This window comes from Microvirga rosea (genome assembly GCF_020595095.1).
Lineage (GTDB): Bacteria > Pseudomonadota > Alphaproteobacteria > Rhizobiales > Beijerinckiaceae > Microvirga > Microvirga rosea.
The window spans coordinates 38667-57582 of the sequence record NZ_JAJDOP010000014.1 but is presented as its reverse complement, the minus strand read 5'-3'; the positions used below and the strand labels follow the sequence as shown (position 1 = coordinate 57582).

The 18916-nt window shown below is 56.9% G+C and carries 17 protein-coding genes and 1 pseudogene; 7 read left to right on the top strand and 11 right to left on the bottom strand.

Annotated features, from left to right (window positions below; translation table 11 throughout):
- Nucleotides 1-57: 57 nt before the first annotated feature.
- Genes LJD17_RS21270 through LJD17_RS21260 form a run of 3 tightly spaced genes read right to left on the bottom strand, consistent with a single transcriptional unit; the run spans nt 58 to nt 1796 of the window.
- Nucleotides 58-873 carry an anti-sigma factor family protein gene (locus tag LJD17_RS21270; RefSeq protein WP_227386208.1) on the bottom strand — a complete coding sequence of 272 codons (816 nt, stop codon included), beginning with the start codon at nt 871-873 and terminating at the stop codon, nt 58-60.
- A complete protein-coding gene (locus LJD17_RS21265) occupies nt 870-1379 on the bottom strand; it encodes a sigma-70 family RNA polymerase sigma factor (protein ID WP_227386207.1) in 510 nt (169 codons plus the stop codon). Before LJD17_RS21265 ends, LJD17_RS21270 begins: the two co-directional genes overlap by 4 nt.
- Nucleotides 1380-1409: 30 nt before the next feature.
- Nucleotides 1410-1796 carry a COG4315 family predicted lipoprotein gene (locus LJD17_RS21260; protein WP_227386215.1) on the bottom strand — a complete coding sequence of 129 codons (387 nt, stop codon included), beginning with the start codon at nt 1794-1796 and terminating at the stop codon, nt 1410-1412.
- A 322-nt stretch (nt 1797-2118) separates the two neighbouring features.
- Between LJD17_RS21260 and LJD17_RS21255 the strand changes: the two genes are divergently transcribed.
- The 7 genes from LJD17_RS21255 (at nt 2119) to LJD17_RS21225 (ending at nt 10547) form a co-directional block, all read left to right on the top strand.
- Complete coding sequence (locus LJD17_RS21255; RefSeq protein WP_227386206.1) at nt 2119-4101, top strand: AMP-binding protein; 1983 nt, start codon at nt 2119-2121, stop codon at nt 4099-4101.
- A 20-nt stretch (nt 4102-4121) separates the two neighbouring features.
- Nucleotides 4122-4898, top strand: coding sequence for an ABC transporter ATP-binding protein (locus LJD17_RS21250; protein WP_227386205.1), 777 nt, complete (start codon nt 4122-4124; stop codon nt 4896-4898).
- 9 nt (nt 4899-4907) lie between these two features.
- On the top strand, nt 4908-5864 hold the full coding sequence (locus LJD17_RS21245) for a branched-chain amino acid ABC transporter permease (protein ID WP_227386204.1): 957 nt from the start codon (nt 4908-4910) through the stop codon (nt 5862-5864).
- A gap of 12 nt (nt 5865-5876) precedes the next feature.
- Nucleotides 5877-6962, top strand: a complete 1086-nt coding sequence (locus tag LJD17_RS21240; protein WP_227386203.1) for a branched-chain amino acid ABC transporter permease — start codon at nt 5877-5879, stop codon at nt 6960-6962.
- Nucleotides 6963-7043: 81 nt separating this feature from the next.
- Complete coding sequence (locus tag LJD17_RS21235) at nt 7044-8366, top strand: ABC transporter substrate-binding protein (protein ID WP_227386202.1); 1323 nt, start codon at nt 7044-7046, stop codon at nt 8364-8366.
- 63 nt (nt 8367-8429) lie between these two features.
- Nucleotides 8430-9278: an ABC transporter ATP-binding protein gene (locus LJD17_RS21230; protein ID WP_227386201.1), complete on the top strand. Its 849-nt coding sequence runs from the start codon at nt 8430-8432 to the stop codon at nt 9276-9278.
- A gap of 33 nt (nt 9279-9311) precedes the next feature.
- The gene (locus LJD17_RS21225; RefSeq protein ID WP_227386200.1) at nt 9312-10547 is read left to right on the top strand and encodes a phenylacetate--CoA ligase family protein; all 1236 of its coding nucleotides are present in this window, start codon (nt 9312-9314) and stop codon (nt 10545-10547) included.
- 12 nt (nt 10548-10559) lie between these two features.
- On the opposite strand, the gene LJD17_RS21220 is transcribed toward LJD17_RS21225, so the two are convergent.
- The 8 genes and pseudogenes from LJD17_RS21220 to LJD17_RS24280 form a co-directional block, all read right to left on the bottom strand.
- On the bottom strand, nt 10560-12353 hold the full coding sequence (locus tag LJD17_RS21220; RefSeq protein WP_227386199.1) for a gamma-glutamyltransferase family protein: 1794 nt from the start codon (nt 12351-12353) through the stop codon (nt 10560-10562).
- A gap of 22 nt (nt 12354-12375) precedes the next feature.
- The gene (locus LJD17_RS21215) at nt 12376-13245 is read right to left on the bottom strand and encodes an ABC transporter permease (RefSeq protein WP_227386198.1); all 870 of its coding nucleotides are present in this window, start codon (nt 13243-13245) and stop codon (nt 12376-12378) included.
- Entirely contained in the window at nt 13242-14189 is a 948-nt protein-coding gene (locus LJD17_RS21210) for an ABC transporter permease (RefSeq protein ID WP_227386197.1), read from the bottom strand. The genes LJD17_RS21215 and LJD17_RS21210 overlap by 4 nt, the downstream gene beginning before the upstream one ends.
- Nucleotides 14190-14258: 69 nt before the next feature.
- Nucleotides 14259-15758 (bottom strand): ABC transporter substrate-binding protein, encoded by a 1500-nt coding sequence (locus LJD17_RS21205; RefSeq protein ID WP_227386196.1) that lies wholly within the window; start codon nt 15756-15758, stop codon nt 14259-14261.
- An 18-nt stretch (nt 15759-15776) separates the two neighbouring features.
- Nucleotides 15777-16874 (bottom strand): ABC transporter ATP-binding protein, encoded by a 1098-nt coding sequence (locus LJD17_RS21200; protein ID WP_227386195.1) that lies wholly within the window; start codon nt 16872-16874, stop codon nt 15777-15779.
- Nucleotides 16871-17926 carry an ABC transporter ATP-binding protein gene (locus LJD17_RS21195; protein ID WP_227386194.1) on the bottom strand — a complete coding sequence of 352 codons (1056 nt, stop codon included), beginning with the start codon at nt 17924-17926 and terminating at the stop codon, nt 16871-16873. The genes LJD17_RS21200 and LJD17_RS21195 overlap by 4 nt, the downstream gene beginning before the upstream one ends.
- A complete protein-coding gene (locus LJD17_RS21190; protein WP_319799717.1) occupies nt 17923-18453 on the bottom strand; it encodes a FadR/GntR family transcriptional regulator in 531 nt (176 codons plus the stop codon). The genes LJD17_RS21195 and LJD17_RS21190 overlap by 4 nt, the downstream gene beginning before the upstream one ends.
- A 36-nt stretch (nt 18454-18489) precedes the next feature.
- Nucleotides 18490-18693: pseudogene (locus LJD17_RS24280) on the bottom strand (GntR family transcriptional regulator); the annotation flags it as partial.
- Nucleotides 18694-18916: the final 223 nt, after the last annotated feature.

Sequence of the window (18916 nt, the reverse complement as noted above, 5' to 3'; positions counted from 1 at the left end):
TGCTGTCGTTCTTCCGCTCGTGTGTCACCGCAGACGGACCTGCCGCGTTGCCCTGTCCTAGAGCTTTCCCCTTGGGTCTGAGGAAACAGTCTCGCTTTGGTGATAAACTGTCTCGGCAATCTTCAGGAGTGCATTTCGGTCAATTCGCCCGGTGATCACATAGGAGAGATTCTTGTCGATCCAAGAAAAGGCGGAAATATCTCCTTGCGACTCGAAGCGGAAGGATGACGAGGATTCCTCTTTATCGGTTCGCGCATAAAGGGTCAGGCGCCTGCCGGAACTATCCTCATACATGAAGAGCGCTGCCGGGGAAGCCTCCGCCGGAAGCAGCCGCCCGCCTATGAGGCGATACCCTTGTCCTGTCAGATCAGGTGCGTGAAGCGGCTTCCCGACACGCCGGGACAGCCACTGAACCAGATGAGCTTCCTGGCTGGCTCCGACCTCGACAGGGTGAGCGGTTTCCGTCACATACGTTCGATATGCGGCGATCGCTTCCTGACCCACCTGCTGCGTTCCGTCATTTGCAGAACCGCTTTTCGATACAATCCAGGCGTGGCTGGTCGCTCCGAGGATCGAGCCAACCAGAAGCCAAATTGCCGCCGCCGCGGCTGACCGCTGCCAGTCACGGAGCGGGCTCCGCTTTCGGGCCGCCATGATGTTCGCGACCCGGAGCCGAGTCGGGATAGGCTCGCTGCCCTTGGCGCTGAGGCGCTGCCGAAGCTCCTCACGGTGCTGGACATAGGAAGAAACCTGCGCGGCGGCGTCCGGATGGGCCTTAAGATAGTCGTCAATGGCGGCGCGGCGCTCCGGACGCAGGTGGCCATCCACATAGGCGTGGAGGTCGTCTTCCCCGATTGGCCTCTCCGCCGTCATTTAACTCTCCTGAGCACTGTCGCTCGTCCGGTTTCCAGATATCGTCTCATCCTTTCCCGAGCTCTGCTCAACCGCGACATCACCGTGCCGACCGGAATTGCAAGAGCCTTCGCTGCGTCCTCATAGGACAAATCCTCTACACTCACGAGGAGCATGACGGATCGTTGCTCTTCCGGAAGAGAGTCCAACGCCGCGAGAACATCGTGAAGCCCTGTATGTTCTTCCGGGCTAGCGTCCGGAGAAGCCAACTCCCCCAGTTCCTCGGTGCCGACCTGAACACCTCGTCGGTTCTGCCGACGCACCCGATCAATGAAAAGATTGTGCTGGATGGCAAAGAGCCAAGGCTTCAGATTGCCATCCCGCTTTCGGGAGGCCCACCGAGTGATCGCGCGCTCAAGGGTATCCTGGACGAGATCGTCAGCCATCTCACTGTCCCTGAGAAGAGCCCAGGCATGGCGCCTCAGGCTCGGAATCAGGGGTTCCAGAAGAGCAGCAATCTCGTCCAAGGCGGACACTCTCGTCTTTGACGCTCGCGACTACGGTGCCGCAATATGCCAGATGTTGTTGACGCCGTCGCCTGTAACGTCGCCCGGCTTGGTATCCTTGACCCAGGTATAGAGTGGTTTTCCCTTATAGGCCCATTGCATGGACCCGTCCTCGCGCTTGACCGTGCTCCACTCGCCGGAGGCTTTGGCGCTTGCATCGGCCATAAGCGGCGGCCAATTCTGTGCGCAGGTCCCGTTGCAGTTCGATTTCCCAGCCGCATCCCGATCGAAGGTATAAAGGGTCATGCCCTTCGCGTCGACGAGAGCTTTTCCCTTCGACGTCTCAGCCGTTTTAGCGGGCATAGCGGTCTGAGCAGACGCTGCGCCTGCGAAAAGCAGGGCTGCTACACCTATGGCGGCGCAGAAAGTCGTTTTCATCATGACGTTTCTCCCCAGGTCGGAACTGACCTGAATGAAAGACGCTCCCGGTAGGCACATTATTCCAGCTGTGCCTGAAAAAATGCGTTCACGTCCTTGGCTGCTTCCCGGTCCGACGAGCGGGCCGCATTAGCCCATCGTAGTGGGGGGCGAAGGGCGCTTGGCCCTTGTCGGAATGGCAAGCGCGATACAGAATGCCTGCAAACGGCCCCAAGGGGCTTAAGCTGGCCAAGCCGGCGATGTGCGTAGGAAAAACTGCGCCGCAGAGGAAACGAAGCCGCACGGCGTGCATAAAGCACGTCGCGTCAAGGAGGAGGCGTCGGTGACGGCGACTGCTGACTCGCGCGAGGATACATTCCCGAAGCTGATCGTCAGCAATGCACGTCTTCGCCCTCAGCGCACGGCCTTCCGTCATAAGGACCTCGGCATCTGGCAATCTTGGACCTGGGGCGAGGTTCACGACATCGTCAGGGCCTATGCCGCAGGTCTCTTGGGACTTGGCCTGCAGCGGGGAGGCAAAATCGCCGTCATCGGTCATAACCGCCCGTACTTGTACTGGACGATCATGGCGGCGCAATGGATCGGTGCGACACCGATTCCGGTTTATGCCGACTCCGTTGCGGACGAGATGGCCTATGTGCTCGCTCATGCCGAGGTCACTCACGCGGCGGTGCAGGATCAAGAGCAGGTCGACAAACTCATCTCGATCTCCGACAATCTCCCACGGCTCGACCATATTCTATATGATGAAGATCGAGGCTTGCGGGATTACGACCACAGCCGCCTGCACCCCATTCGAAAGATCGTTGAAAGCGGAAAGGAAAAGCTCAAGGATCCTGTGAGCATGGCTCTCCTGCAGGACGAATTGGAGAAGGGCAGGGGATCCGATCTCGCCATTATTCTCTATACGTCCGGCACGACCGGGCGCCCGAAGGGCGTCATGCTGACCTTCGAAAGCGTGATCGCTGCGGCTGAGATTGGTTGCGGCTTCGATAACCTCGATGAGAAAGATGAAATCATCGCCTATCTTCCCATCGCTTGGGTCGGTGACCACATCTTTTCGTACGCGCAAGCGATCCTCGCGGGCCTCTGCGTCAACTGTCCCGAAAGTCCGGAGACGATCGCGGAGGACAGGCGCGAAATCGGAGCGACCTATATCTTTGCGCCACCCCGTATCTTCGAGAGCCTGTTGACCCTGACAATGGTTCGAATGGAGGACGCGGGGCCGATCAAGAGGCACATCTTCAGGTTCTTCATCGATCATGCCGGGAAAGTCGGTGAAAGGATCCTCAATCAAGATCCTGATGTCAGCCTTTGGAATCGGCTGCTCTGGCATCTCGGAAACCTGTCGGTCTATGCACCCTTGCGCAACCGGTATGGCATGACCAAGCTCAAGGTCGGATACACCGCTGGTGAAGCGATTGGGCCCGAGATCTTCCGGTTTTTTCGTTCAATCGGCGTCAATCTCAAACAGCTGTACGGACAGACCGAGGCGTCGGTTTATATCACCATGCAGCCGGACGGAGAAATCCGGGCTGACACTGTCGGGAAGCCGGCGCCACGCGTTGAGATCAGAATCGACGAGAGCGGTGAGGTGCTTTATCGCTCGCCCGGTGTTTTCCTCGGATACTACAAGGATGAAGAAAAGACGGGGGAGACGAAGACGCCGGACGGCTTCGTTCGCTCAGGAGATGCTGGCTTTTTCGATGCAACAGGCCATCTCAAGATCATAGATCGTGCGAAGGACGTCGGTCGGTTGCGCGACGGATCTCTTTTTCCGCCCAAATATGTCGAGAACAAGCTGAAGTTCTATCCGAACATCAAAGAGGCTGTTTGCTTTGGTGACGGCCGTGACTATGTCGCCTGCTTCATCAACATAGACTTGGTGGCTGTCAGCAATTGGGCAGAACGCAATGGCGTGACATATGCCTCATACCAGGAGCTCTCCGGTCATCCCCTCGTCTATGACATGATTGAGAAGCACGTCAACGAGGTCAACCGCTCGCTTTCGAACGAGCCTCGGATGGGCGGCGCACAGATCAAGCGCTTTCTCATTCTTCATAAGGAGCTTGATGCGGATGACGGGGAACTGACGCGCACGCAGAAGGTGCGCCGCGGTTTCATTGCGGAACGATACGCGACCCTCATTCAGGCGCTTTATGACGGATCCCGCGAAACGGACGTGACAACGGAAGTGACATTCGAGGATGGCCGGAAAGGGACTATTTCCGCGCGAGTCAAGCTGCGTGACATGGCACTTCACCCCTATCAGGGCGACACCTTCCTTCCCGAGGCGGCAGAATGACGTCGGCCTCTGACCCTCACATGGCTGCAGATGACGTGCTTCTTTCAGTGGAGGGCGTTTCCCTGAGATTCGGCGGCGTCAAGGCACTGAGCGATGTCTCCTTTAACATCAGGAAAGGAGAAATACGGGCGATCATAGGTCCGAACGGCGCGGGCAAGACGTCGATGTTGAATTGCATCAACGGGTTCTATTACCCGTCCGAGGGGCGCATTACCTTCAAAGGCAAGACAAGACGCAAGATGCGCCCGCACGAGGCCGCACGCGGTGGAATCGCACGTACATTCCAGAATGTCGCTCTCTTCAAAAGCATGTCCACCCTCGACAACATTATGGCCGGCCGCTCTCTCAAGATGAAGGCCAACTTCTTCTGGCAATTGTTCCGCTATGGTCCCGCGCTGCGCGAAGAAGTCGTTCATCGTCGGTCCGTCGAAGAAATCATCGATTTCCTTCAGATCCCCCACATCCGCCGCACACCGGTGGGGAAGCTCCCCTATGGGTTGCAGAAGCGGGTGGAGCTTGGACGCGCCCTCGCCATGGAGCCTGATCTGCTTCTGCTCGATGAACCGATGGCCGGAATGAACCTGGAGGAGAAGGAGGACATGTCCCGCTTTATCCTGGAGGTCAACCAGCAGTTCGGGACGACGATTGCTTTGATCGAGCACGACATCGGAGTTGTCATGGATCTCTCCGATCGGGTCGTCGTGCTGGAATACGGCCGCAAAATCGCTGATGGAACGCCGCAGGAAGTCAAAAGTGATCCGCGCGTCATCGATGCATACCTTGGCATTCCGCATTGAGGAACCGTGATGGACGTCCTTTATAAGGTTCTCATCGAACCTTTCGTGTTCATGGGAGAGGCCCCGGACCTCCTTCTGCAGACGCTCTGGGAAGGGCTTGTGTCGGGTGTTCTCTATGCACTGATCGCTCTCGGCTTCGTGTTGATCTTCAAGGCCTCGGGAGTTTTCAATTTCGCCCAGGGAATCATGGTTGTCTTTGCCGCCCTCACTTTGGTCGGCCTCTATGAGAAGGGAGTTCCGGCCCTCTTGGCGCTGGTGCTGGCGGGAGCGGTCATGCTGCTTCTTGCTTTCGCTGTCGAGCGGATCATCCTCAGGCCCCTCGTGAATCAGCCCGACATCATTCTGTTCATGGCGACATTCGGCCTGACTTACCTGTTGATCGGGCTCGGCGAACTCATCTTCGGCGGTTCGCCCAAGGAAATGATCACCGGAGCCCTCTACCTGCCGCAGGGCACAACGGAGCTCACCCTTTTGGGCGGCCCGGTGCGCTTCCAGCATCTCGATATTGCGGCTGCGATCATAGCATCGATCATCATTGCCATACTGGCCGTCTTTTTCTCGAAGACACGGATCGGGCGCGCTTTGAGAGCGGTGGCCGATAGCCATAAGGCCGCCCTGTCGGTCGGCATTTCACTGAACCAGATCTGGGTCATTGTTTGGTTTGCAGCCGGAATTGTGGCGCTTGTCGCCGGCATCATGTGGGGCGCGCGTTCAGGCGTTTCCTTCTCGCTCCAGATCATCGCGCTGAAGGCGCTCCCAGTCCTCATTCTGGGTGGGTTCACCTCGATACCAGGAGCCATCATCGGCGGGCTGATCGTCGGCATCGGGGAGAAGATCGGCGAGTTCTATTGGGGCCCGCTGCTCGGAGGCGGGATCGACACATGGCTCGCTTACGTCATCGCTCTTCTGTTCCTTCTCTATAGACCACAGGGGCTCTTCGGAGAGCGTATCATCGAGAGAATATGAGGAGGATCCTGCGTGCTCTATCGTGAGGCCGGGCAGTTCAAGAGTACATATGCGTCCGACATGGTGGTCTTCCGACTGAAGGAAGACCGCGCCGGCTTGGCGGTGATCATTCTCATGGCCTATGCGCTCGCCTTCATGGGCAGCGACTTCCTATTGCAGGCCGTGCTGATCCCATTCCTGGTTTTCGCGCTTGCCGCGATAGGTCTCAATCTCCTTACAGGCTATGCGGGGCAGCTCTCACTCGGCACCGGTGCGTTCATGGGTGTCGGAGCATATGCCTGCTATAAGCTGATGACGGCATTTCCCGATATAAACGTCATTGTTTGGATTCTGGTCTCAGGCTTCTTTTCTGCTGCGGTCGGCACTCTCTTTGGTCTTCCATCCCTGCGCATTAAAGGTTTCTACCTTGCCGTCGCCACCCTGGCGGCGCAGTTCTTTCTCCAGTGGTGCTTCATTCGCATTCCGTGGCTGGTCAACTACAACGTCTCAGGGGCATTGGATGCACCGCTTCGCACCCTCTTCGGAGTTCCCGTGGTTGGGGCAACGGCGACACCGCAGACGCGCTATATCGTGGTTCTCACTCTCGTTATCGTCTTGACCTGGGTTGCGTCCAATCTCGTTCGCGGACGTATCGGCCGCATGTGGATTGCTGTCCGCGATATGGATCTGGCGGCCGAACTGATGGGTATTCGGCTCCTTCAGACAAAGCTCCTCGCATTCGCCGTTTCGTCCTATTATTGCGGTGTCGCGGGCGCGCTCATGGTATTTCTGTGGTATGGCGGAGCGGAGTACGACGTCTTCAACATCAATCAGTCGTTCTTTATTCTCTTCATGGTGATCATCGGTGGGCTTGGGAGTCTTATCGGATCATTTTTTGGGGCGGCGCTTATTTTCATCATGCCAATTCTTCTCGGGATCGTGCTGCCGATAATGCTTGCTCCTTTCGGCATCGCAATCGGAGCGGAAACGATTGAACATCTGCGCTTCATGATCGTCGGTGCTCTGATTATCTTTTTCCTGATTGTGGAGCCGCACGGGCTGGCACGGCTCTGGCAGATCGGAAAACAGAAGCTCCTGGTCTGGCCGTTTCCCTATTGAGGGCGGCCATCCCACGAGTTTCCACTCAGGAGACGCTAAAGGAAAAGACCGGATCGACCGGACAACATGGGAGGAATGAAGATGTCACTTCGTAGTCTAAGTCTTGGATTGGTTGTCGCGACGCTGTTGGGAGGCGCGGCCCTTCCGGCCGCTGCTCAAGATTCGATCTACGTGCCTCTCTTCACGTACAGAACCGGTCCGTTCGCCGGATCAGGCACGTATATCGCAGATGGCATGCACGACTACCTCGAGATGCTGAACCAGCGTGATGGCGGTATCGGCGGCGTGAAGCTCGTGATTGAAGAATGCGAGACCGGATATGATACGAAGAAGGGCGTCGAGTGCTATGAGGCCGTGAAGGGTAAAAACCCTGTCATCGTCAATCCATGGTCCACCGGTATCACTCTCCCCCTGATCCCCCGAGCTGCGGTGGACAAGATTCCGATCCTGTCGATGGCCTATGGCCTTTCCGCCTCGGCGCGCGGGGACATTTTCCCGTGGGTCTTCAACCCCCCGAGCACCTATTGGGACGGCATGTCGATGATCATCAAGTTCATCGGCGAGAAAGAGGGCGGGCTCGATAAGCTGAAAGGCAAGAAAGTCGGGTTTCTTCACTTGGATGCCAGCTTCGGAAAGGAGCCTATCCCGCTTCTCGAGGAACTGGCCAAGGAGCTGGGTTTCGAGGCCAAGCTGTATCCCGTTGCGGCGCAAGATATGCAAAATCAGTCTTCGCAGTGGCTGAGCGTTCGTCGCGATCGACCGGATTACATGATTATGTGGGGCTGGGGGTCGATGAACGGAGGAGCCATCAAGGAGGCCGTGCGTTCCGGGTATCCTATGGACAAGTTTCTGTCGGTGTGGTGGCCCAGTGAAGACGATGCAAGAAGTGGCGGCGCAGGAGCCAAGGGCTTCAAGATGCTGAATTGGCATGGTGTCGGTGCGACCTATCCGGCCCTCCAGGACATCATGAAGAACGTCGTCGACAAAGGTTTGTCCAAGACGTCCAAGGACAAGGTCGGCGAGCTTCTCTACAATCGTGGCGTCTACAACTCGCTGCTGATTGCAGAGGCCATCGCGAATGCGCAGAAGCTGACAGGAAAGAAAGTCGTCAGCGGCGAAGACGTCCGCCGCGGCATGGAGACGATCAATCTGGACGCCGCACGTCTCAAGGCCTTAGGTCTTGAGGGATTTACTGACTCGATTGCTCTTTCCTGCACGGATCACAACGGACACCGTCCGGCTTTTATGCAGGAGTGGGACGGCAGCAAGTGGACCAAGATCTCGGACCCAATCGAGCCGATGGGAGACCGTGTTCGCGCGCAGCTCGAAGCGGCGGCAAAGGATTATGCTGAGAAAAACGCAGGTTGGCCCAAGAGAACCGAGACCTGCGACAAGGCGAGCTAGCTTCTATGTAAAAGTTCAATGCGGGCAGGAGGAAATCCTGTCCGCAACAGCAAGGAGGCGTTGTTGAGTGAAGCCGCTTCAATTGCAGAGGGGCGTGACCGGCGTCCCGGTGAGCTCATTTTGTCTGTGAACAACATCGAGGTCATTTATGACCATGTCATTCTTGTTCTGAAAGGCGTATCTTTGAATGTCCCCCGTGGAGGGATCGTGGCTCTTCTTGGCGCTAATGGAGCGGGCAAGACGACAACGTTAAAGGCGATCTCTAACCTCCTGAAGGCGGAACGGGGGGAGGTGACGAAAGGAACGGTCGAGTTCGAGGGTGCGCGGGTCGATCGCCTGTCTGCAAATGAACTGGTGCGTTTGGGATGTATTCAGGTCCTCGAAGGCAGGCACTGTTTCGGACATCTCACAATCGAGGAAAATCTCCTCACAGGAGCGTTCACGCGCCGCGATGGGAGCGCTGCAATCCGTCAGGATCTGGAGGCGATCTACGAGTACTTTCCCCGTTTGAAGCAGCGCCGCCAGTCAATGGCAGGTTACACGTCCGGTGGCGAGCAACAAATGTGCGCTATCGGAAGAGCCATGATGTCTCGCCCGAAGATGATCCTGTTGGATGAGCCCTCCATGGGTCTTGCGCCGCAAATTGTGGAGGAGATCTTTGAAATCGTCCGCAAACTGAACGCGACCGAGGGCGTGTCATTTCTCCTGGCCGAACAGAACACCAACATGGCTCTGAAGTACGCAACATATGGCTATATTCTTGAGACTGGCCGTGTCGTTATGGACGGACCGGCCTCCATGCTGCGTGAGAACGAGGATGTCAAAGAGTTCTATCTTGGCGTGTCAGAGGGAGATCGAAAGTCCTTTTGCGAGGTCAAGAGCTATAAGCGCCGTAAGCGCTGGCTCGCTTGAAGGCGACATTGCCGGGACGTACGAGGAATGAGCATGACCAGCTTCTACGATGCACTTGAGACGCGTGACCCTGCAGCTCGTGAAGCGGGTCTGTTCCGAGCCTTACCTGATATCTTGAGGCGTGCGATGCAGGCGCCGCGATACGAGAAGCATCTGAAGGATATCGTTCCCGAAGCGATAACAAGTCGGGAAGCGCTATCCCGTTTGCCGGTCTTGCGAAAATCAGATCTCTCCACCCTTCAGAAAGGTGAGTTGCCTTTTGGTGGTCTTGTGCCAGGGGAGGCGACTTCCTTTTCCCGGTTTTTCACATCGCCAGGCCCAATCTTCGAAGCAGAGGTCGCAGAGCCGGATCCCTGGTGGGCAGCCCGAGGTCTTTACGCAGCAGGACTCCGCCGTGGCGATGTCGTCATCAACACATTGAGCTATCACATGACACCCGGGGGCTTCATCATGGACTCCGGCGCCAGGGCTCTTGGGTGCACGGTGATTCCAGCCGGGCCCGGGAACACTGAGCAGCAATACGAGTTGATCGAGGCCTACCGGCCAACTGCGTATCTCGGAACTCCTGACTTTCTCAAGATCCTGGCGGACGGTGCTGACCAATCCAAACGAGACATTTCCTCCATTCGTTGCGCAGTCGTATCCGGAGCGGCCTTCCCAAAGTCACTGCAGGAGGAATTTTCCCAGCGAGGAATTGCGGCGTTTCAGGCTTACGCAACCGCTGACCTTGGATTCATCGCTTACGAGACGGCCGCACGCGAGGGCCTCATCGTTAATGAGAACATCATCGTCGAGATCGTTCGTCCCGGAACGGGCGATCCGGTTCCTGTTGGAGATGTGGGTGAAATCGTCGTAACGACGCTTAGCTACCATCGCCCCTGGGTCAGATTGGCGCTTGGCGATTTAACGGCGGTCGCTCCCGGAATGAGCTCTTGCGGCCGCACGAATATGCGGATCAAAGGCTGGATGGGGCGCGCTGATCAGGCCACCAAGATCAAAGGTATGTTTGTTCGACCTGAGCAGATTGCCGAGCTCGCTCGGCGCCATCCCGGTCTCGGCCGCCTTCGTCTCGTGGTTAGTCGAGAAAACGAAACCGACATAATGACCCTCAAGGTCGAAACCTCGGGGCATGATCCCGGCTTGTCCCCGGTGTTAGCCGCCACATTGCAAGACCTCACTAAGCTGAAGGGACGGGTCGAGCTCGTCCCTCCAGCTAGTCTTCCCAACGATGGAAAAGTCATCTCTGACGAGCGGGTCCTTGACCGGTAGCGCTCTCAGAAGTCATCGTCCTACCGCATAAGCTTGCATCAGGCGTGGAGTTGCCGCGCCGTGAAGGATGCCATCCTTGTCCCGGCTGGCGGCAACGAGGCGGCCGACCGTCCAAGCAGGCATGGCTTCCACATCGTGCCCGCGCCCGCGCAGCTCATCGATAACGTCTTTTCCGAATGTTTCCTCAATGGCGAGGTGGCCTGGCTTCTGCTCCCGTGGATAGAACGACGACGGGAAGTGAGCCGTATGCGCCATCGGCAGGTCGATCGCCTCCTGCAGGTTGAGGCCATGATGCACATGGCGCAGAAACAGTAACAATTGCCACTGCTCCTGTTGGTCGCCACCTGGCGAGCCAAAAACCATATAGGGTTCGCCGTCCTTCTCCGCGAGGGTAGGGGTCAGGGTGGTTCTGGGACGCTTGCCCGGCTCCAGGCTCGCCGGAAGGCCCGATTCCAGCCAGAACATCTGGGCGCGGGAATTCAGCATAAAGCCAAGTTCAGGAATGACCGGAGAGGACTGCAACCATCCGCCCGACGGCATCGCGGCGATCATGTTTCCGTGACGATCGACGACATCAATGTGCACCGTGTCGCCACGGCGGGCTGACCGCATCGACGCAAGTGTCGGCTCGCCTCCTGTGATCTTTCGATCCGTCGTCGATAGATTCCGCAATGCCTGTAATGTGCGCTCGACTTGCAGCTCGTAGCCTTCGACACGTCCAGGCCGAAGTTCAAGGGATGCGTGCTCGCCGATCAGCTTGGCTCTTTCTCGAGCGTAGCTGTCCGACAGGAGAGTCTCGATGGGAACCTTTACGAAATCCGGGTCGCCGTAATAGGCCTCACGATCTGCAAAAGCCAGCTTCATTGCTTCAACCACCGTGTGGATGAACGGCGCGCTGGTGGGGCCCATGGCTTGCAGGTCGAAATCTCTCAATAGCGACAAGGTCTGCAGGAAGACGGGCCCTTGGCCCCAGGGAGGGATCTTGTTGACCCTATAATTATGATAGTCATAGGTCTGCGGTACATCGTAGCTCGCTGACCAAGTGGCCATGTCATCTGCTGTGATGACGCCGCGGTGTCTTGATCCAGACTGGTCCATGACCTCATGATTACGCGCGAAGCGATCAATCGCTTCAGCAACAAACCCTTTGTAGAATGCTTCCCGAGCTGCTTCTATCTCGGCCTCGCGATTTCCGCCCTTGGCTTCCGCCTCTCGCAGGATACGCTTCCAGGTTTCGGCAAGTTGCGGATTGCGAAATAGCTGTCGAGCTTCCGGGGCATTTCCTTGCGGCAGAAAAACGCCTGCGGATGTCGGCCATTCAGTCTCGAAAAATGTTTTAAGTCCCTTGATCGTGTCCGCCACACGGGGAAGAAGAGGATGACCCTGCTCCGCATAATAGATCGCCGGTTCGAGAACCTCGCGCAGACGCAGGCTCCCGTGATCGCGCAGCAGGATCATCCATGCGTCGAAAGCCCCGGGTATGACAGTAGCCAAAAGACCATTGCCGGGGATCAGCGACAATCCCTCGCGCCTATAATGATCGATCGTTGCCCCTCTGGGCGCGGTGCCCTGACCACAAAGGACTTCAATTTTTCCTGTTCGGGCCGAATAGAAGACTGCCGGAACTTCGCCTGCCGGTCCTACCAGATGCGGCTCGACGACTTGGAGGACGAAGCCTGACGCCACGCAGGCGTCGAAGGCGTTGCCGTTCCGCTCGAGCATGGCCATTCCGGCTGCGGAAGCGAGCCAATGGGTCGATGTGACGACACCGAAGGTGCCGAGAATTTCAGGTCGTGTCGTGAACATTGCAGTAGTCCGATGTTAGAACTCAGTTCTCGCGGGGATCAAGTGCATCGCGCAGGCCGTCTCCCAAAAGGTTGAAGCCCAGTACGATGAGAAAGATGGCGGAGCCCGGAAAGAAGGACATCCACGGCGCCTGTTCCATAAAGTTCTTGGCAGTATTCAGCATCGACCCCCAGGAAGGATTAGGCGGTTGCTGCCCAAGGCCAAGGAAGGAGAGGCTCGCCTCTGCGATGATGGCGCTGGCAATCGTCAGCGTCGCTTGGATAAGAATGGGTGGGACGACGTTGGGCAGGATGTAGCGCAGGATGATCCAGATGTCGGGTAATCCGATCGCCCGCGCGCCCTCGACATAGTCCTCGGATTTGACGGATAGAACCTGGCCACGGGTCAGGCGAATGAAGATTGGTGCCGCCGAAAGGCCAATCGCTATCATCGCGTTGCTGAGGCTGGGGCCTAAGAATGCCGCGAGGGCGATGGCAAAAATCAGAAACGGGATTGCAAGCATCGCCTCCGTCGAGCGTGATATTACCGCATCGATCCACCCGCTGAAGTATCCGGACAAGAGACCGAACGGGACGCCGATAAGAACGGCAATGGTGACTGAAATAACACCCGCCGAAAGAGACGCCCGAGCGCCCCAGAGCATACGCGTGAAGACGTCGCGCCCTAATTCGTCTGTCCCGAACCAGAAGATAGCGGACGGCGCCTTTCGGATGGTCGTGAAACTCGGCTTCACCGGGTCAAAGGTGGCAATGAGCGGGGCGAGAATTGCGACGAGCAGGAAAAACGCAACGATCCCGGCGCCGAACAGAGCGCCCTTGTTCTTGGCAAATTTCCTTAAAACTCTGCTGCGCTTTCGCGGAAGCGCGACATCGTTAGTCAGTGCCAGTGTCATCGAGCGTGCCTCAAGCGAGGGTTGGCGAGAACATACAGAACATCAGCCAAAAGGTTCATGGCGATAAAGCCCACGGCAGTGCACAAGACGACACCTTGAACGACTGCATAGTCCCGATTGAAAACGGCATCGACAATGAGTTTGCCGAAGCCGGGAATCGTGAAGATCTGTTCAGTCAACACTGCACCGGCAAGAAGCTCTCCGAAAAGAAGGGTGGATAAAGTGATGATCGGTACGAGAGCGTTGCGTAATGCATGTTTCATGATGACGACGTGACTCAGCAGCCCTTTGGCTTTGGCTGTTCGAATGTAGTCAGAACGTAATACGCCGAGCATGGCGCTCCTTGTATGTCGCATCAGGCTGGCCGAAAGGCCGGTGCCGAGAACGAATGCAGGCATGAGCATCGTCTTGATATTCAGCCACAGATCTTCGCTCGGGGGGACGAAGCCAGATGCCGGAAGAAGTTTCCAGCGGACGGAAACCAGCATGATGAGAAGGATCCCGAGCCAGAAATTGGGGATAGACAGTCCGGAAAGGGCTATGACGTTCGCCGCGTAATCGACTGATGTCCCTTTCCGTACAGCAGCGATGACGCCGGCCGGAATGCCTATGGCAAGAGCAATCACCATGGCAAAGATTGCGAGCTCGATTGTGACGGGCAGCTTGCTAAGGATAAGGTGTAAGACAGGAATATCGGTCCGCAGCGATATGCCTAGATTTCCCTGGAGAACCTGGCTGAACCAAGCAAAGTACTGAACCGGAATCGGATCGTCGAGGCGATATTTTTCCCGGAGAAATGCCAATACTTGCGGATCGCGTTCTTCGCCGGCCAAGGTTAGAACGGGGTCCCCGGGCAGAAGCTGCTGTAAAGTGAATACCAGAACCGAAACGATGAGTATCGTCGGAATAGCGATCAGAATACGTTTGGCAATGTAGCGAAGCATACGTTTCGAGTCTCGGTGCGGTTCTGAGAAGCGTGTCCGAGCAGGACCCGGACACGCTCGCGGTTTGTATTATGAGGAGAAACTCACTCCCTTGAGACGGATCATGCCATCCGGATAAGGCTTGAAGCCTTGAACCTTTTTCGCAAGGACGAAGGGCCAGGGTTGATAATAGGTGTAGATAATCGGAACCTCGTCCTGAAGGATCGTCTGTGCTGCGTCGTACAGCTCTTTTCGCTTGGCTTCGTCATTCGTGATGCGAGCTTCGTTTAAAAGACGGTCAAGCTCCTGATTGCAGTAGCGCCCGTCATTCAATCCGCCCTTGCAAGTGACGAACGGGTGAATGTTCCCATCCGGATCGACGCGGCCTGACCATCCGATAACATTGACGTCAAAATTGCCAGCTTGAGCTTCTTTCTGCATGGCGGCAAATTCAGTCGGACGTAGGGAAATATCGAAGCCCGCCTCCGCTGCCATTGCCTGAATGATCTCGGCGATCTGTTGCGTTGTCGTGCTGGTGCCAAAGGTCAGATCGAACTTCACGCGATCGACACCGGCCTCTTTGAGCAGCTTTTTCGCCTTCTCGACATCGCGCTTCTTGGCCGCGAACTTCTTGTCGTTGTACGGGCTGGCCTCGGGAAACGGCTGACCCGCTGGGGGGAAAATGCCAGCCCCGACCACTTCATTGATCACGTCGCGGTCAATGGCATATTCAAGTGCCTGGCGGACGCGCTTATCCTGACCCAAAGGCGTCTTGGATCGCTCTCCATTATTCGTGTTGATCGTCAAACCCTGATACCCGATGCCGCTGACGGGAGCGAAGGTCAGTGACGAGTCTGCTTTCACTGCAGCGACGTCACTTGGGGCAAGACGCTCCAACAAGTCGAGGTTGCCCGCTTTGAGATTTGCGAGGCGAACAGTTGTATCCGGCACTGGTTGGAAGACGACTCGTTCAAAACTATAATTCTTGGCGTCCCAATAATCCTTGAAGCGTTCAAGAACGATCCTGTCGTTTTGCACTCGCTCGACAAACCGATAGGGCCCGGAGCAAATCGGTTTTTGACCGAAATCAGCCGAGGCCAGAGCTTTGGGCGACATAATCATTCCGGCGCGATCAGAGAGCTGCGATAGCAGGGTTGCGTCGGGGCGGGACAATTTGACTGCAACCGTCAGGTCATCGACGGTCTCGACACTCTCCACAGAACCCAGCTCGCTCTTCCGAAGGCTATCCGGAAGCGTTCTGGCTCGGTCGAGGTTCGCCTTAACCGCGGCCGCGTTTAATGGTTCGCCATCGTGGAATTTGACGCCAGGCCTGAGTTTGAACGTAAGAGTTTTTGGGTCCGTCCACGTCCATTCAGTAGCAAGTTGCGGCACGAATTTCAGGTCGGGCGTGATATCGACAAGCTTGTCACACAAGGAGGTGAAAACAATCCGGCCAACGAAAGTTCTTGCTCTATGAGGATCGAGAACATCGGGATCTTCATTCAGACCGATCCTGAGAGTTTGAGCGGAAGCCGTAGTCGTTAAGGCCAGCGTTGCCGCCGCGGCCAAAATGGATAGAGCTTTCTTCATCGATTTCTCCTCTGTTCTTTATCCATTTGAATTTTTGGTTTGTTCCTGGCGTTCACGCCACGTCATGTAGAGCTCCATGCGCTTTGTGAGCGCAGGACTCTGTGCCGGAGCAGACAGCGCGCCGCTTCCGGCGTTCTGAATTTCGCGCCAGAAATGGCAGGCGACCATTCGCCCGCCGCCGGCGTTCTCGGCGACAGGATGATTCTCCTTGCAGATGGATCGCGCATGTGGGCAACGCGTATGAAAACGACAGCCCGATGGTGGCGCGGTCGGACTTGGAACGTCGCCTTGCAGCAGAGGCTTTGGACGTCGGCCCTGCGGATTGGGGATCGGAATAGCCGTCAGCAGCGCCTGGGTGTACGGATGAAGCGGATTTTCAAACAGATCGTCCGTGGAACTTAGCTCAACGATTTCGCCGAGATACATCACGGCGACTCTATCGCTCATATGCCGGATAACTGCGAGATCGTGCGCCACGACCACGAGCGTCAGGCCGTATCGCTCCTTGAGGTCTTCGAGAAGATTCACGATCTGGGCCTGAATGGAAACATCCAGAGCGGAAACGGGCTCATCGCCTATAATAAGCTTCGGATTGCCGGCGAGCGCGCGGGCTATCCCGATGCGCTGGCGCTGGCCTCCCGAAAATTCGTGCGGATAGCGATCCGCATGGGCGGGCAAGAGCCCGACGGTTCGCAGCAATTCCGCAGTTTGTTCTCTCCGATCCGATTTACTGCCGAGACCATGAAGCCATAACGGTTCACTGATGATGTCGCCGACATTCATGCGAGGATTGAGAGAGGCGAACGGATCCTGAAAAATAATCTGCAAATCGCGGCGAAGGCGGCGCATCTCTGCTGCATCGAGCGAGAGAATAGAGCGTCCCTCATAAAGAACGTCTCCCTGCGTCGGCTCGATGAGGCGTAGCAGCAGTCGCCCAAGGGTTGACTTGCCGCAGCCGGATTCTCCAACAATCGCGAAAGTTTCTCCGCGCCGAATAGTCAGTGAAACTCCGTCAACAGCATGAACGACTGTTGGGGGTCCAAAAAATCCGCTGCTGCCGAAGTGCTTTACGAGATCGATGCTCTCAAGGATCACGTCTGACGTCGTCTCGCTCATGCGACGCCTCCTCGATGGATTTCAAGAGGTGCGTACCAGCAGCGTGCCGAATGCCCAGGAGTTATTTCCGCGAGAGGAGGGGGATCGGTAACGCAGCGCACATCCGCAAAGGGGCATCGAGGCATGAACCGGCAGCCTTTGGGCATTAATTCGGCGGGTGGCACGGTCCCGCGGATCGTCGCCAGCTTTCCCTGCCGACGGCCTATGGACGGAACGGATCCCATCAGCCCGATCGTGTAAGGGTGCTGGGGGTCCATGAATATCTTGTCGACAGATCCTGCTTCGACAATTTTGCCGGCGTACATAACCGCAACCTCGTCGGCGATCTCAGCGACCACGCCGAGATCGTGGGTGATCAGGATCATCGCCATCCCGCTCTCATCTTGAAGCTGGCGAATAAGGGAAATGATCTGTGCCTGGATTGTGACGTCAAGGGCAGTCGTTGGCTCGTCTGCAATGAGGAGCTCTGGCCCATTCGCCAACGCCATCGCAATCATAATTCGTTGCCGCATGCCACCAGACATTTCGTGTGGATAGGCCTGCATTCGTTTCTCGGGCGCAGGTATCCGTACGCGCCGAAGCATTTCGAGGGCCCGCTCCCTCGCCTCGGATTTGGAGACTTTTCTATGTCTCAGAATTCCCTCTACGATCTGGTCGCCGACGGTGAAAACGGGATTGAGGGAAGTCATAGGCTCCTGAAAGATCATGGCCGTCTGGTTGCCGCGCATGTCGGCTTTCTCTCGTTCCGACATGCGGAAGAGATCTTTCCCGCCAAAATAGGCGGATCCGCCGACGATGCGTGCGGGAGGCGTTGGTAAAAGTCCCATCAGCGACAGAGCTGTCACGCTCTTGCCGCAGCCCGACTCTCCCACGAGGCAAAGCGTTTTACCCTTGGCAACCGAAAGAGTGACATCGTCGACCACGTTGACGTCTGGGGGCGCGCCATCAAAACGGATCGACAGATTTTCAACACGAAGCAGAGCGTCACGTCCTGAATGGGTTGCTCCCGTGGTGTCGGCCGATCTTGCGTGAAGCGCGACGTTATCAATCATGCTGCGGGCCTTCCTTGACCGTCGGGAGAGGGGCTGTCGGCAGGGTCGTTGTCCTGACGCGGCCTTGAAGAGCGGGTCATAAGCCGCAGGAGACTTTCTCGAACTGTTTCAAGGTGTTCGCGCATGGCTTGCTCTGCAGCTTCCGCATTCCTTGCAACTATCGCTTCGACGACCCGCGTATGTTGATCGACGTACTGCCGTTGCCCGGGGCGTGAGCGCGCTTGTTCACGAAGGCGGCGCCATGTGGGGTCTTGCCTGATCTGGTTCATGATATCGAAGAAGACGAGCAGCAGGCTGTTGCCCGCCGACTCCGCGATTGCTCGGTGGAAGGCCCCGTCCCACAGCTCTCGACTATCCATATCGCCGTCGGCGCTCGATGCTGTCTTCCTCGCAAGGTGATCGAGACGTTCCAGATCCCCGTTCGAGGCTCGCAACGCCGCTAGCCGGGCAAGGCCCGGTTCGACTTCAAGTCGAGCTTCCATGATCTCAAGGGGGTTGGTGCCGCTGGATAGGGCTTCGAGATCCACTTCCTTTCTTTGAGGCTCGGAGCCGACAAAGGTGCCTTTGCCCTGTCGTCTCCAGATGCGACCTTCGGCCTCAAGAACCTCCAGGGCGCGTCGGAGCGCACGCCGACCAACTCCGATTTGCAGAGACAGGGTCCGCTCCGGCGGAAGCTGTGCATCAGACCCATGGTCTGACAGCTGAGCAAGCAGTCCTCGCAACTGCCTCAGCGCGAAATCGGAACTATCTGAAAGCGGTTCACTCACTCTGCAAAACCTAAACAAATTTGTTACAACGATGCAGCTGACTTTGGTTCTTTGTTTCCCGCGAAGCCCGGCACATGAAATAAAGCTAGCTCACTCGTGAACCATTTTGCAATTGGTTTCGCAAAGGTTCATCAAGGTCCAAGATGTGAAGGTCGAACCGGATAAAAATCCTAAAAACCGGCCTGTTCTGGCTACTCGCCCTTGCGAAAGCGCAAAAACAGCC